This window comes from Zobellia sp. OII3 (genome assembly GCF_002211465.1).
GTDB lineage: Bacteria > Bacteroidota > Bacteroidia > Flavobacteriales > Flavobacteriaceae > Zobellia > Zobellia galactanivorans.
This window is the reverse complement of the sequence record NZ_MWRZ01000002.1, coordinates 795,416-811,144: the sequence shown is the minus strand read 5'-3', so window position 1 is coordinate 811,144 and position 15,729 is coordinate 795,416. Positions and strand designations below refer to the sequence as shown.

The following is a 15,729-nucleotide window of genomic DNA, read 5'->3' as shown; positions in this document are numbered from 1 at the left end:
AACCCCTTTTCGGTAAAGGTATATGTGGGACTATCTCCAATTCTATGGTATCTTTGTCAAGTACTTTGTACATGGGCTATGGTATTTGCGTGTGGTAACACAAATGTCCGTAGCCCTATCTTTCGATCCAAAAAAAGTTTAAATCACTTCTAAGTGTAGATATAAGAGTTTTAGTGAACTTTGTCGAAGATATTAACCCCTAATCGAATTTATTATGAAAAATGCGCTATTTTACAATGTGCTTTTCGCCGGCTTCTTTTCGTGCTGCTGCAGTTCAGTAACTGCTCAGTATTCGACTAGAGACAATGCTGCCGAAACTCTCCAAGCTACCAACAAAAGGATGGAAAATTACCAATACCTTAGGAGTCAAGGTTACCAAGATAAAGAAATTTTTGAAGACTTGGGTAACGCTAACTTCTTGAATAAAAATTATGATACCGCCTTGTTTTGGTATGATAAATTAAAAGAGGTCAGTAAGTCTGGCAGCTTGAGTAAAAACTATCAAAAGCGTTACGACTACGCTTTGGCCAAATATCATAATATCGGTTCAGCTACCAGTTCCGATAACAATGACTGGGTCGCTCAAATTGCTTCGGATTATAAAGTAAAATCTAAAACATCTAAAAATATACTAGATCAGCCTTTGACCGAAAGGTATAGGGAGCTAGATTTTCAACGAAAGGATGGCAAATTCATAGTAGATGACCAAACCATAGTTGAAAACGAACTTAGGACCTTTTTAGGAGACGGGAACGTAGACCACAATGGCTATAAGATGCCAGTGGCCGTTTCGCCCGATGGTAAGACCGCCTATTTTAGTAAAAAAGTAATGGTTAAGCCTTTGTACGGCCTGTTTTCTAAAGAAGAGGAAGTACACAAAATATTCAAGGCAGAAAAAGTACGCGGCAAATGGAAGAACATTCAGGAAGTGGCCGTAGCCCCAAAACACGCGTCGGCAATGCACCCTTCCATATCTTCCGATGGTAAACGTTTGTTTTTCGCCTCTAACATGCCAGGTACCTTTGGTGAGTACGATATATATGTATCGGCCATTCGTAAAGACGGAAGCATGGGCGTCGCCAAAAACCTTGGTCAAAAAGTAAATACAAAGAAAGATGACCTTTATCCGAATGTGGTCGGAACAAATACCTTGTTCTTTGCCTCTGAAGGAAGAAAAGGTCAGGGCGGACTCGATGTCTACATGACCCAAGTAGGTCAGAAGCATGTTGGCCTAGCGGTTAACTTGGGTAGCCCGATAAACAGTAGCGAAGATGATTTTGCTATATCGTTTACCTCTGAAAACGGAAAAGGATATGTGATGTCTAACCGAGGCAATCGTAATGCCGAGGTACAAAAAGTGGCCTTCACTTATGCCAATAAAAGACCGACTGAAGACAACAGCGACTATCGTACGCTCGAAGCCTTCAATACGGATTCAGAACTGCGCTTTACTTCAAATTTATTTGAAGAAGATTAATTAAAGGATGGGGTTTAAGATACACCGGCGATTACCGTCGCCGGTTTATAACCCAAATCCTAGGTAGTCTAAACATTCTTAGAATTTACGGGCATCTACCACTTGAGTCCCGATTTTCGACCCAACAAGAATAGATAGTGTTACCCTTAGTTTACAATAATCCCAAATTTTCACTACCATGAGCTACAAAAAAAATAATATCCGCAAAATTTACCTGCTCCTTCTATTATGTGCCATCTTCGGTACAGAGTCTAACTACGGACAAGAAGCCGCGGTGACCGAGATCAACTCTAAGAGCACTTATCACAACCAGTTGTTCTTCAATAGATTTTTGATCAATCCTACCTTTTCTTTGGTAAGGGAAAACAAATCATATATCAATATTTTGCATAGAAACCAGTACGCTACGTTTGAAGACAACAACCAGAACTACTTCTTGGGCTTCAGTAATAGAATAAACGACCGTACTGCATTAGGAATCAGTGTTTATAGTCAATGGTCAGGTGTCGTTCAAGAATTTGGTTTCAATGCGAACTATGCAACGGCAGTAAAATTAGGTGAAGAGAGTAAATTGACTTTTGGCACCAATATTACCTATTATACCGAAGGTTTAGACCAAAACCGCGTGGTAGTGGCCGATACCGACAATAAAATTTCAGATGCCAAAAAAGAGAGCAAGGTAGCCGTTCAACCTGGCGTGACCTTATCTTTAGGAGGATTCGACTTTGGCCTTTATGCTACCGAACTTTTTAAATATAACCAGACCACCAATGAATTTTTAACGAACCTAAGTACCAAGAGCGTAAAGGCTTCGGTACAGTATACCCATCAATTTATGGCCAATAGGGGACTTTTTGCCCACGCCCGTTTGATGCCAATGGTACAAGTCGGAAAGAACAAGGAAGGCGGATTGGGCTACGTAGGTTCTATATTGTTAGACTTACCGGATTACGGTTGGTTCCAAACGAACTTTGACGATGATTACGGACTTTCATTGGGCCTAGGCTTTAACCTGAGCAAGCGTATGTCATTGGGATACTTATTGGAAAAAGACTTGATGACCGATGATGCCGACTTAGGATGGAATCACGAAGTATCTTTGGCCTATACCTTTGATAACCATGGCTCCAGTATGGATGCATTTGCCGATAGCTCTGAAGATGCCAAAGTTGACCGTATCGTAAGAAACTACGAAGAACAGATTTTAAGATTGACTGCCGAGAACCAAAAAAGCCTTGCCAATAACAGTACTAGAGGGGAAAGGGAAGTGCAAAAAAGTTTCTCTCCCGAAATGGAAGGCGATATCAACAGTATGGCCTACGAGAACCGCTTGATCTTAGACGAACTGATCATCAGACAAGACTCTATAGATGCCGCTCGTGATGCCGCATTTGAAAAGCAATTGAAGTCTTTGGTAGATGTGCTTAAGAAGGAAATAAAAGAAAGCTTGAACAACGATGTTGAAGAAAAGCCAAGAACACCGGTAAATACGGCAAATACGGCTTTGGCCAGCAATGTTAAAAAGACGAGATACAATCCTAACGACGGAACGAAAATAGAAGAGCCTAAAAGGTTCAATAGTTTAGATAGCTATGTGGCCATGAAAGAGAACATGTCTACGGCTTCAGCCGACGCAAAGGAAAGCCTACAGGAAAAGACGATAGAACAAGTTGCGGAAACCGAGGCACAACCCATTGTGGCCAAGGAGGAAAGTACGGAACAAATTAAAGATTACGTAAAGCTTCCGATCAAGATTCTTAACCAGTCCGATATCGTTGGTGTAAAAGCAGGGTACTATGTAATAGCCAATGTATATAAGAACGAAAAGTACTTGAACGCCTTTATGGAAACCTTAAAACAACAAGGTTTAGATGCCCGACAGTTTTACAACAAAGAGAACGGATTGCACTATGTGTACTTGGCCGATTATAATTTCAAGGAAGAAGCCCAAATGGCATACGTATCTAACTTGAACGGAAAGTACCAAGATGAAAAGTGGATCATGCAAGTAGATGATCATTCAGCTATAGTGAACAATATATACGAAGACTAATAACAATATTAACTTATGGTTAGTGGGACCTGATTTTTTGGTAGAAAATTAGGCTAAAACAGCGGGGGAGGCCCCGCTGTTTTATTTGTTTTATAGGGGTATGGTTAAAGGCATTTTATGATATATTCACTTCTTATTCTTCGATAACTGGTATTAAAAAACGGATGTAATGCACCTGAATAGGGTGCTTGGTTGCATTTTGGCGAAAATGTGAGGGTAGGCAATATTCACGATGGAAATAATGCTTAAGTTTGAGTATAACCATACCAAATGAACCTATTTATTAACCCCAAATCCACAAGCCATGTACCATTATTACCTACGACATTATCACAAGAAGAGCACACTTGAACCCTTCAACAAAGTGCATTGTCCCTACGTTTGATAGAGACAAATTTTCAAAGCGATCATTTTAGGTTTTAAAGCTTTACCTACAGCGTTAAAACTTATCGATTCACCCAGCGTATAGCGCATTTATCCGTTTCGTTCCGTAACCGAGACCCGGCAGAGTACTGCCTTAACCATAGGTCTTTGTTCAAAACAAAAAAAACGGATATCACAATCTCTTGATTTATGAATCAACGGGAAAGAGCCTTCCTACGCCGAATTTGAAAATAAAAATCGTTTTACCGAACGATAAATTAGTAAGAGTAAACCCAAATTTAACCAGGTATTTTATTGATTTTCAATAAGATGCTAAAAATCCCACTACCATGGAAACTAACATTTTAAAAATTATCGTTATCGATAATGATTTATCATCGCACGAATCTTACCAGAAGTATTTTGAGTCTTATACCGAGTATTCCCTAAAAGGAATCTACGTTTCGGTCAAGGATGCCTTGGCGGAATATGACACCATTTCGCCAGACATTGTTTTTTCAGAAGTAGCTCTTGACGAAATTGACGGTATAGAGGGTATTAAACTCTTTAGAAAGAAAGACCCAAAGGTGAAGATTATCATGCTCAGTGCCCAGAACAACTTTGACTTGGTCAAAAAAGCGTTCAAAAATACCGCAAATGGCTACCTATCCAAACCGGTGAGTGAACGTACGCTTTACAACGCCCTTGATTCGATCAAGTCAGATGGTGCAACGATGAGCAATGATATCATCAGACAGATTATTTCAAAGTTTCAGCGAAAATCGATCGAGATTTTCTCGGAAAGAGAAAACCAAGTGATCGATTACCTATCCCAAGGCGCGACTTATAAGACCATAGCCGAAAAACTTTTCGTTACGGCCAGTGCCATTAATTTTCACGTGCAGAACATCTATTTAAAATTAGATGTCAATTCAAAGTCGGAAGCACTTAGAAAACTGCAAGAGTTGGAATATGCCAACTCATTGGCCTAAGCGCTTAAAGATTGTTTGCTTTCCTGGAGGTTCTGTAGGTGGACCTCCATCCTCCGAAGAAAAGCTTTACGTTACGTAAAGCTTTTTTGTTTTTATACGATTGAAATCTATCTTTTGTAGCATGGGTGAATGGTATCACTAGGCTTTGTTGATCGAGGTAGGTTTTGTTGTTGGTATATCAACGCGGTAACAGGTGGGACTCTTTGCTTACACTTCCCGTCCTTATCTTTTTAGGCTTACCACCGGCCATAGCCAATGGCACCAATCGGGTGGGCGTTGTTGTACAGGCCGCCTTGGCCGCTTCCGGCTTTAAGGGCAAGGACGTGTCTACCTATCTTTTTATTCATATTTGGGGGTGGCCGCATTTTTGGGAGCGATTTTAAGGGGAAGCTTAGCGGAAAACCCTTTTATATTGCTATCATTGCCTTTTTCTTTTTTGGAATTTACGGTAGGTTCATTAATGCCGGGCCGGGTTTTATAATTATCCTATTTTTGCATTACGTAAACCAAATGACCTTGGTCAGGGCAAATGCGACTAAAGTGGCGGTAGTGCTTATATATACCTTGTCTGCCTTGGCGGTTTTTGTATTGAACGATAAGGTCAATTGGAAAATCGGGCTAATTTTGCCCATTGGTAATGGCTCCGGTGTATGGTCGGCCTGTAGGCTTTCCGTTAAAAGGGGCGATGGTTTTATTATTATCGCCTTTTTAGGCGCTATGATGGTGGCCATGTTTATTAAACTTTGGTTTTTCAATAAAGGATAACGAAGCATAATTTTTCACATCGGTGAAAACATAAATAAAGTGAGTTTGGATTCTATTAAAAATTTAGAATGGCGTTACGCCGTAAAGAAGTTCGATTCGGAAAAAATACTTCCGCAAGAAAAAATTGAACGGTTAAAACAGGCCTTCAACCTCACGGCAACTTCCTACGGTTTGCAGCCCATTACTTTGGTGGTCATTCACAATAAAGAACTACAAAAGGAATTGGTCGAGCACTCCTTCGGCCAACAACAAGTGGTACAAGCCTCCCACGTATTGGTTATTTGTATTCAAAGTGATATCGATGAGGCCTATATAAGTCGCTATTTTGAACAGGTCAAAAAAATCAGGGGTACAAGTCCGGATATTTTAGATCCCTTCAAAAAGGCCCTAGTGGCCGACTTTTCTAAAAAGGAAGTGCACGAAATAGAGCAGTGGTCTAAAAATCAGGCCTACTTGGCCTTGGGCAATTTGTTGACCATTTGCGCCATGGAGAAAATAGACTCGTGCCCTATGGAAGGCTTCCTTCCCTCTGCCTACGATACGGTTTTAAATTTGAAGGAAAAAGGACTCACCTCGGTTTTGGTACTTCCGGTTGGCTATAGGGCCGATGACGATATGTTTTCCGAATTTAAAAAAGTCAGAAAAAATATTGAGGAAAGCATCATTGAAATAAACTGATATTTAACCTAACACCTAACACCTAACACCTAACACTTAACACCTAGAATAACATATGCCAGGATTTGAATTATTCGGAGATAAGGAACGCCAACAGCTAAACGACGTATTGGATTCAGGGGTCCTGATGCGATACGGTTTTGACGGTATGCGCAATGGCCACTGGAAGGCCCTTGAACTTGAAAAGGTACTTGCCCATAAAATGCAGGTAAAACACGCCCAATTGGTAAGCAGCGGTACGGCAGCTTTAACGGTTGCCTTGGCCAGTGCCGGTGTAGGTGCGGGCGATGAGGTTATTATGCCCACATTTACCTTTGTGGCCAGTTTTGAGTCCATTTTAGCGATTGGCGCCGTGCCTATTTTGGTCGATGTCGACGATACCCTGGCCTTGGATCCACAAGCCGTGGAAAATGCCATAACGGAGCGTACCAAGGTGGTCATGCCGGTGCACATGTGCGGTTCTATGGCCGACCTAAAGGCTTTAAAGGCTATTTGCGAAAAACATCAGCTGTTGTTGTTGGAAGATGCCTGTCAGGCCATAGGAGGTACGTTTGAAAACAAACCCTTGGGCAGTTATGGCGACTTGGGCTGTTTTTCCTTCGATTATGTTAAGACCATTACCTGTGGGGAAGGTGGTGCGGTAATAACCAATAACGACGATTATAAAACCAATGCCGATCATTATTCGGATCACGGACATGATCACCTAGGGAAGGACAGGGGAGCGGAAACCCATCCCTTCTTAGGGTATAATTTTAGAATATCGGAACTGCACGCCGCGGTAGGTTTGGCCCAAATTGAAAGGTTAGATGAGTTTTTGGCCATTCAGAAAAAAAATTACACCATTTTAAGGGAGGCTTTACAAGATTTGCCGAACGTAAGCTTTAGAAGGGTTCCTGAAGGAGGGGAAGAGAGTTATGCGTTTTTGAACTTCTTTATGCCCGATGCCGAAAAAGCTAAAAAAGCACATACCGAATTGGGTAAGGCCGGGGTCGATGCCTGTTTTTACTGGTACGACAATAATTGGCATTATTACCGTAAATGGGAGCACCTGATAGAAAAACGTTCCTTGGGCAGGCTGCCCAAAGATGTCTATGAACGATTGCCCGACTACTCCAAGTCTGACTTTTCGGCTAGCGATAAATGGGTGGGCCGTACGGTTTCTTGCCTTATAAAATTAGGATGGTCGGAAAGCGATTGTAAGGAGAGAGCGGCCAAAATGGTCAGTGTGGTTTCTGGTATTTAGCAATTTTATTTCGATGATTTTGGTCGGTTATAGCTATATTTAGTTTTTTATAGAACTATACTGAATCAAAACAAAATGTAATCTCATTATGAATTCAAAATTATCACTAGTATGTGCCTTGGCCTGTTTGTTCTCCATACAGCTTTCGGCACAAAAACACTCCAGTACCCCTCCCGAAGTTTCTCCTATGCCCATGAAACCTCAGATGACCGAAATCTGGGAACCGGAAGTTCCGGTGGTAACCCCAGGTGAAAAGCTAGGGGATGCCCCTTCCGATGCCATCATTTTGTTCGATGGAAGCAATCTTGACCAGTGGGTAAGCCAAAAAGATAATACCAAGCCTGCCCCTTGGAAAATAGTGGACAATGACCACTTTGAAGTCGTACCGGGTTCCGGAGGGATTAGTACAAAAATGAAATTTGGCGATTGCCAGTTGCATATAGAGTTCAGTGCTCCCGATAAGGTAGAGGGAGAAAGCCAAGGACGTGGAAATAGCGGTGTATTTTTACAGAACAGGTACGAACTCCAAATTTTGGATTCATATAACAACAGAACCTACCGTAACGGTCAGGCAGGAAGCATTTATAAAGACCATGCACCCTTGGTCAACGCCATGCGCAGTCCCTTGGAGTGGAATACGTATGATATAATCTACAGGGCTCCACGTTTTAAAGAAGATGGTAGGTTAGATTCTAAAGCTACGATTACCGTACTTCATAATGGGGTTCTTGTTCAAAACCACAGTGTTATAAATGGAAATACCTATTATATCGGTCTACATAATTATCCTTCCGCACATGGCGATGATGTTATTTCATTGCAAGACCATGGCAATAAGACACAGTTTAGAAATATCTGGTTGAGGAAATTGTAAACCGCGTATTTGTTATTGATGCCCACTGAAGAAGGGGCCTCGTTTTAAAACTTCAAGACCTCTGGGATTCGTAAGAACCCAGAGGTTTTTTGTTGCATTCAATTTGATTTTAGGGGGGGGTGGGCGTCGTTAAGCTATTAATTTGACAAAAAGAGGCTGAAATTGATTTGGCAGTTTTTAGAATAAAAAAAAGGAATATTAGTGTTTTTGCCCTCTTTTTTTACGATATCTTAAATTAATTATTAGTATTTAACATACTTGGCAACCCTTGTAAAATAAGGGGATGGGAAATCTATCCATGTTTTTGGAGAATATGTCCATAAGGATCGGGGGCAAGAGTCTTAGGTTTGGTATAATGTTCAACTAACTAAATTAAAATGAAAAAACTCAGACTTTTAATGGCATTCCTCCTTTTAGGGGTGACAACAGTTTCATGGGCGCAAACACAGATTTCCGGTGTTGTGGTCGATGAGGCTAATATACCTTTGCCAGGTGCCAGTGTTTTAGTAAAAGGTACGAACAATGGTGTTGTATCTGATTTTGACGGAAATTTTGTCATATCGGTAGGCGATTCCGATAAGGCTTTAGTGGTTTCATATATAGGATATGAAGACAAGGAAGTTGCTTTGACCGGTGCCTCGACCTATACCGTTCAACTGAGTGAATCCTCTATGGGACTTGATGAAGTTGTGGTAATTGGGTACGGTTCGGTAAAGAAAACCGATTTGACCGGTGCCGTTGCATCTATCGGAACGGAGCAATTGACGGAACAACGAAAAACCGATTTGGGACAGGCTGTACGGGGTACGGTAGCAGGTGTAGATGTAAGAAGGCTGAACTCAAAACCAGGGTCGCCCTTGTCTATCCGGATTAGGGGTAATACGGTAATTACCAACAGCAACCAAGCGAATAAAGATGGTCAGAGCGACAATGTAACGGAAGATTTATCAAGGCCCCTATATGTAGTCGATGGTATTTTTCTCGATAACATTAACTTGCTTAACCCGGCCGATATCCAGCAAATGGATATCTTAAAGGATGCTTCAGCAACCGCCATTTATGGTTCAAGAGGTGCCAACGGGGTGGTAATCATTACCACAAAAAACGGAATAGAAGGGAAGACCCAGTTTTCCTACGATGCCTCATTCGGTATCAGTACGGCGACCAATCTTCCGGATACCATGTCGGGAAGCGAGTATGTTGATTTTATCGATGATAGCTTGCGGGCTGAACAATGGAAAACAGATTGGTTGAATAACCCTTCATCAAACCTTTCGGCCGCGGATTTCAATAATTATACCCTTAACCGGTCTACCGAGTTTTTTAATAATGGGGAAACCGACAACATAGCCAACGGAAGATATTTTGATTGGGTAGATTACATTACTAGGGCGGCAATGCAGACCAGCCATACCGTTTCTATGTCGGGTGGAGAGAATGGATTGGTCTATAGTGGATCCATTGGCTATTTAAAAGATGAGGGCGTAGTGGGCAATGATCAAGCCTATGAGCGCTATACCGCATCGGTGTCTTTGTCAAAAAAAATAAACCGATTGACCATAGGTCTACGCGCCTATCTTTCGTATTCGGAGCAAGAATCAGGTAGTCGGGAACTTTTTAGAAGTGCCTATAGGTTGCCCGTTACCGTAGATCCTTATGATGATAATGGGGAATTGATATTGGTTCCCGACGATGAAGACCCAAGATTTATGAACCCCTATTATGAGGTGAACGGGGCTTGGAAGGTCAACCAAAGGATATTGAACGTGATATCGAACTTCTACTTGCAATATGCGGCTAGCGATCAGGTAACCTTGAAAACAACTTTTTCTCCCAACTTATCTACTACAAGAAACGGGGAGCATAGGGGCTTGCTTACCAAAGCGGCAAGGAACGACCCTTCAAGAACAAGGGCTTATTACGGTACGGATTGGAACAATTCTTATACTTGGGACAATACGGCGGACTTCAACTTCGATATAACCGATAAGCAAAAATTGAGTACTACTTTGATCGCTTCGGTCTATTATGATCAACTCGAAGGTAATAATATAGAGACGAGGAATGTTCCTGATTTTCACGGCTTCTATAATACAGGTGCGGGTACCGATATTCGTGAGAATAGCTCGTACTACCAAAAAGAGACCACGGCTTCATTTGCCGGTCGTTTAAACTATAATATTAACGACAAGTACTTGTTTACCTTTACCGGAAGATATGACGGGGCCTCTAAATTGGCAGAGGGCAACAAATGGAACTTCTTTCCATCTGCAGCATTCGCATGGCGGGCAAGTGAAGAGAAATTTCTACAGGGCGCCGATTGGCTGTCTAACCTAAAACTAAGGTTGAGTTATGGTAAATCGGGTAACTACAATACCGTAGGGCCTTATCAATCTTTTGCCTTCCTTGAAGGGGCCAATTACCTCTATGGTGATAATTTGACCAACGGGAATATTGTTAGCGGCTTCTCCAATAACAAGTTGACTTGGGAAGAGTCAGAAGAAATCAATTTCGGACTCGATTTTGGGATGCTCAACAACAGGGTCAATTTTTCATTGGAATTGTACGATAAAAAGACCGAAGGGGCTATATTCTCTAGAGACCTGTTAATGTTGACCGGTTTCGATAGTGCGGTGGGGAACTTTGGTTCAATGAAAAACAGTGGGGTAGAGTTTACCTTGAACACCAAAAACATTCAAACCGAAAACTTCAGTTGGAACACCAGTTTGAACTTTGCCAAAAACAAAAATGAAATATTAAAACTGGAAGGGGATTTAGAATTACAGGTTTTCGGTACACACAGTGCCTTGATCGTAGGAGAACCTTCTGACGCCATTTATTCATATGAAAAATTGGGTATTTGGCAAATAGATGAAGCCACGGAAGCCGCGGTTTATGGGGCGGTGCCCGGTGAGTACAAATTCAAGGACCAAAATAACGACGGAGCCATCGATGCCGTAAACGATAAGGTGGTCATTGGTACAACGGCACCCGATTGGACAGGGGGTATGACCAATACCTTTAAATATAAAAACCTTGATATGTCGGTTATGATGTATACGAGACAGGGAGTTTTTGGCCATTCCGAATTTCATCAACATCACGATATAAATGCCAGTGAGACTGCATTTAATAAAATAAGTACTTCGTATTGGACCCCCGACAACCCCGATGCGGAAAACCCCTTGCCTGGTGTTACGCCAAATGTAGGTGAGTACTGGTTTGAAGATATGTCTTTCGTTAAGATAGGGAATATCGGGGTAGGATATAATTTTCCTAGCGAGCTATTGGATAGGTTGAAAATGTCTAGTGCAAGATTGTCGGTCGATGTTCAAAACCCTTTCACTTTTACCGATTATGAAGGGCCAGACCCTGAAACAGGGTTGCAAAACTCATACAATATGAGCTTTCAGACACGTACTACCTTGATAGGTTTAAAAGTTGCATTCTAAAGATAAAATTTTAAGAAAATGAATAGATATATAAAGAACATCGGAAGGTTGCTATTGGGTTTGGCCCTAAGCTTTGCCACATATTCCTGTAACGACTACTTAGAGGAAGAGAACTACACCAACCTAACAGGTGAGGACTTTATTTCGGAAGATAACGCGGATAGATTGGTGGTTGGTATTTACGACGCCCTAAGACCGGTATACAAGGGGTATGATGTAGCCATGTTGGGAACGGATATTTTTACCACCCAAGGAAACATCAGTACCGATTTAAGTTCGTTGAACGTTTATTTTAACCTTAACAGCAGTAACGGTAGCTTCTCTTCCGAATGGGGTAGAAATTACAGTGTAATCAGTAAGGCCAATATAGTCGTCAACCGGTTTACCAATGAAATCTCTTGGGTCGACTCTAACCTATCTGCCCGTGATAATGGTATTGCCCAGGCAAAAGGTTTGAGGGCCTTGGCCTATTTCAATCTAGTGCAACAGTTTGGCGGGGTTGTAATTTCCTTGGAAGAAATTACGGAAATTAGTTCCGATTACACCCGTTCGACCGAAGAAGAGACCTATACCCAGATCATTACCGATCTAGAGGAGGCGATTCCCGATTTAGAGGCCTATCCTGAAACCGGTCGGTTTTCGAAAAGGGCGGCCCAGCATTTATTGGCAAAGGTATACCTGACAAGGGCTTATACCTCCTTTGCCGGTTCTGATGATTTTGAAAAAGCCTCCGCCTTGGCAGAAAGTGCGATTGATGGCTATGATATCAAGTCACAAACGTACGCCCAGGTATTCGACTACGACAACCAGGTAAATGATGAAGTGTTGTTTGCCATACAATACGGTGCAGGTGGTGATTACGAAGACCGTAACAACAACAAGCACTCCATATTAATGTACAGCGTGGACCAATTGCCTGGAATGAATAGGCAAAACCCATATGGTTTCAGGGATGGTAATGCAATGCCTACCGAGTTCTTCTATTCCTTGTTCGATGATAACGATACTAGGGAAGAAGCAACCATTCATAGGACGTTGTTCGCCAATGTCGTAGATTCTGTGGGTACCGATATAATTGCCGTGGGTGATACGGTTGCTTATTTTCCTAAGAATGCATTGACTGCCGATCAGTTGGCCGATAAATTAGACCGATATTATGTCTATCAGCCCGATCAGTATTACTACAACGATGCTCCCGTAGACGTGCCTGGGGTCAACTACCTTTATACGGCGAATACGAACACCACGAACTTCCCCATTTTCAAAAAATTCGACGATGTCGGCTTTGATGAGGCGGAAGGCGGTTATAGGGACACTTTTGTGTTCAGGGTGGCCGAATCGCATTTGATTGCAGCTGAAGCTTACCTAGGTGCGGGTAATCCGGCTATGGCCATTTCCCATATGAACATCGTTAGGGAGCGTGCTACGGGCGTGGCGAACCACTATGCCGCCGTAACCATAGACGATATCTTGGATGAAAGGGCCTTGGAACTTGCAGGGGAAACCAATAGATGGAACGATTTAAAAAGAACGGGCAAACTAGAGGAGCGTATGAAGCTTTACAATCCCCATGTGATCGATCATGGTTCTTTTGATCCATCGGTGCATTTATTGAGACCTATTCCTGCTAGCGAAATTATTCTGTCCGATAACAATATTGAACAAAACCCTGGTTATTAATTGAAGTTTTGAGTTGGTTAAATATGGACGGGAGTGGTATTCCTGTCCATATTTTTTGAAATGCCCCCAATGCTAAGACCAGTATATAATCCATAAAATGAAGACAACGTTACGATTTAGCCGAATCCTCATAGTACTTGAGGTTCTGGGTGTGCTCTTGTTTTATTCCTTCTCCAAAGAAAAGACAACTTCCTGTTTTTTAGTGATAGGTAAAGGGGCAAGTGAAACGGAACGCAATGCGGTTGACGATTTTAAACAAGATTTAGAGAAAACCGTATCGGCAAAAGTCCATATCGTTTCCGATGTCAACGACCTTACCGATAAGGGAGCCGTAATCGTATTGGGAACTCCGGCTTCAAATGATCTGATTGCCGTGCTGAACGAGGAGGGTAAAATTAAGATTACAAAAGAAACACCTGGTCCTAGGGGAGGTATATGGGCGAAAACAACGTTACAGGAAGAAAAGGAGGTCATCGTTATTGCAGGTTCCGATGTACAGGGCTTTCAATATGCGGTTTACGACTATTCAAACGAAATGCTGGGTATCGATCCCTTGCAATATTGGACCGGTAAGGAAGTTACACCTAAATCGATAAAAGACCTCTTTAATTTTACGGATAGAAAAATAGCACCTCCTAAAGTACCCTTGCTTTGCTACTTTGAAAACGATGTGGATGAGTTGGCCAATTATAGGGGCGATTTACTGTCGTACGATTGGGAGAGCTATACCGAAATGATCAATTCATTGGTACGGCTAAGGTACAATGCCATCCAAATTTTTGATATGCTGGGACGACCCGAATTTTTTATTCGTCCGGAATATAAAGAACTGACCGATTACAAGCTAGATATCGCCTATGTAGAAAAGATGATAGACTACGCACAGAAAAAAGGGATGAAGGTGGCCATAGATTTTGCCCTTGGTTATCAAATACACCCTATGTCGGCCGATAAAGCTACTTGTTGGGCCGATTATAAGGAAGACTGGTTGACCGCATGGCGTTATTATTTAGAGGAGACCCCATTGCGTAAAACCGATATTTTTATTTTACGCCCCAGACACCAAGTGTGGGATTGGGAGTACGAAAGTAGTTGCGGGGAAGATAAGGTAGAGGTGTTCAATGAGGTATATAAAGCGTTTGGTGATTTGGTGGATGCCTATAAACCAAATGCCGATAAGGTCTTGGTTTGTTATTCCGATGGAATGGAAATGTGGAACGATGGCTTCCGACCTCCTAAAGATTGGATCGTGGCATGGTCCGACCATGGGTTTGGCGATTTTGAATATTATCCCGATACCACCGATGGTTACGATTTCGGTACCTATATGCATGCCGGGTTTTGGCTGAACCATACCGTGCATAACCCTTATCCTGAAAAAGTGGAATCGGTAATGAAAGAGATGTTCTCAGGATATGATGCCGATACGTTTTGTCTGGTAAACGGACAGAATTTTAGACCCTTTCTTTTAAACATCGAAGCTTATGCCGAGGTTTGTAATTCCCCCAACAGTTTTGAGGCGGATGCTTTTTACAAAAAATGGACGGAAGGCTATTTTGATGGGGAAAGTGCCGAACATGCAGTAGCATCGATGAAATATTTACACAGGGCACAACAGGAAAGAATAGGCTATGTACAGCACCTTTGGGAAATAAGGGAAGCCATATCCTATTTATCCGATAGCCCTATTCAACGTCCCGGAAAATTACCTGTAGCGCATGACTATAAAAGGGTCGAGAACGATTTGGAGCGTGTCAGGTTCATACGGCAAGAAATAAATAGGGCCGTTCAAGAAGCCGAAAAAGGATTGGGGAAAGTGAAGAGGAACAAGAATTTTTACCACGACTATATCTATCTTTCTGCTCGCCTTTATCAAGATTTGGTCGATTTTGAACAAACCCTGCACGACATGTCCGTCTTTAAGAAACAGTTCGAAGACACGGGTGACGATAAGTTTTTGAACGATGCCCAAGCCTTGTTGCCACAAGCAAAAGAACAACTGGAGATCATTTATCGTAACCGAAAAACCGGTGACAAAGAAGTAAAATGGAAGAATTGGTACAACCCTGAAATAAGAAGGCCCAACAATGGCTTCCCAACTTTTCAAATGTTAGATCAAATCACCTTAAACCTTAATACAAAAAGCTAA

At 42.0% G+C, this 15,729-nt stretch carries 10 protein-coding genes; all 10 read left to right on the top strand.

From position 1 onward, the window contains the following. Nucleotides 1-214: 214 nt before the first annotated feature. The gene (locus B4Q04_RS10765) at nucleotides 215-1,477 is read left to right on the top strand and encodes a PD40 domain-containing protein (RefSeq protein WP_013995957.1); all 1,263 of its coding nucleotides are present in this window, start codon (nucleotides 215-217) and stop codon (nucleotides 1,475-1,477) included. A 178-nt stretch (nucleotides 1,478-1,655) separates the two neighbouring features. Then, nucleotides 1,656-3,530 carry a PorP/SprF family type IX secretion system membrane protein gene (locus B4Q04_RS10760; RefSeq protein WP_013995956.1) on the top strand — a complete coding sequence of 625 codons (1,875 nt, stop codon included), beginning with the start codon at nucleotides 1,656-1,658 and terminating at the stop codon, nucleotides 3,528-3,530. A 713-nt stretch (nucleotides 3,531-4,243) separates the two neighbouring features. Further along, entirely contained in the window at nucleotides 4,244-4,885 is a 642-nt protein-coding gene (locus B4Q04_RS10755; RefSeq protein ID WP_013995955.1) for a response regulator transcription factor, read from the top strand. Between the two features lie 255 nt (nucleotides 4,886-5,140). Then, nucleotides 5,141-5,650, top strand: coding sequence for a sulfite exporter TauE/SafE family protein (locus tag B4Q04_RS10750; protein ID WP_317042119.1), 510 nt, complete (start codon nucleotides 5,141-5,143; stop codon nucleotides 5,648-5,650). 45 nt (nucleotides 5,651-5,695) lie between these two features. After that, nucleotides 5,696-6,328 carry a nitroreductase family protein gene (locus B4Q04_RS10745; RefSeq protein WP_088696815.1) on the top strand — a complete coding sequence of 211 codons (633 nt, stop codon included), beginning with the start codon at nucleotides 5,696-5,698 and terminating at the stop codon, nucleotides 6,326-6,328. A gap of 55 nt (nucleotides 6,329-6,383) precedes the next feature. Continuing rightward, on the top strand, nucleotides 6,384-7,574 hold the full coding sequence (locus B4Q04_RS10740; protein ID WP_013995947.1) for a DegT/DnrJ/EryC1/StrS family aminotransferase: 1,191 nt from the start codon (nucleotides 6,384-6,386) through the stop codon (nucleotides 7,572-7,574). 88 nt (nucleotides 7,575-7,662) lie between these two features. Further along, nucleotides 7,663-8,448, top strand: a complete 786-nt coding sequence (locus tag B4Q04_RS10735; protein ID WP_013995946.1) for a DUF1080 domain-containing protein — start codon at nucleotides 7,663-7,665, stop codon at nucleotides 8,446-8,448. 377 nt (nucleotides 8,449-8,825) lie between these two features. Further along, nucleotides 8,826-11,900, top strand: coding sequence for a SusC/RagA family TonB-linked outer membrane protein (locus B4Q04_RS10730; protein ID WP_088696780.1), 3,075 nt, complete (start codon nucleotides 8,826-8,828; stop codon nucleotides 11,898-11,900). An 18-nt stretch (nucleotides 11,901-11,918) separates the two neighbouring features. Next, nucleotides 11,919-13,580, top strand: a complete 1,662-nt coding sequence (locus tag B4Q04_RS10725; RefSeq protein ID WP_088696779.1) for a RagB/SusD family nutrient uptake outer membrane protein — start codon at nucleotides 11,919-11,921, stop codon at nucleotides 13,578-13,580. A gap of 97 nt (nucleotides 13,581-13,677) precedes the next feature. Beyond that, nucleotides 13,678-15,729: a glycosyl hydrolase 115 family protein gene (locus tag B4Q04_RS10720; protein WP_088696778.1), complete on the top strand. Its 2,052-nt coding sequence runs from the start codon at nucleotides 13,678-13,680 to the stop codon at nucleotides 15,727-15,729.

Coding starts and splice junctions, on each gene's coding strand:
- B4Q04_RS10765 (WP_013995957.1), top strand. CDS start 215: ATGAAAAATGCGCTATTTTACAATGTGCTTTTCGCCGGCTTCTTTTCG.
- B4Q04_RS10760 (WP_013995956.1), top strand. CDS start 1,656: ATGAGCTACAAAAAAAATAATATCCGCAAAATTTACCTGCTCCTTCTA.
- B4Q04_RS10755 (WP_013995955.1), top strand. CDS start 4,244: ATGGAAACTAACATTTTAAAAATTATCGTTATCGATAATGATTTATCA.
- B4Q04_RS10725 (WP_088696779.1), top strand. CDS start 11,919: ATGAATAGATATATAAAGAACATCGGAAGGTTGCTATTGGGTTTGGCC.
- B4Q04_RS10720 (WP_088696778.1), top strand. CDS start 13,678: ATGAAGACAACGTTACGATTTAGCCGAATCCTCATAGTACTTGAGGTT.
- B4Q04_RS10735 (WP_013995946.1), top strand. CDS start 7,663: ATGAATTCAAAATTATCACTAGTATGTGCCTTGGCCTGTTTGTTCTCC.
- B4Q04_RS10740 (WP_013995947.1), top strand. CDS start 6,384: ATGCCAGGATTTGAATTATTCGGAGATAAGGAACGCCAACAGCTAAAC.
- B4Q04_RS10730 (WP_088696780.1), top strand. CDS start 8,826: ATGAAAAAACTCAGACTTTTAATGGCATTCCTCCTTTTAGGGGTGACA.
- B4Q04_RS10750 (WP_317042119.1), top strand. CDS start 5,141: ATGGCACCAATCGGGTGGGCGTTGTTGTACAGGCCGCCTTGGCCGCTT.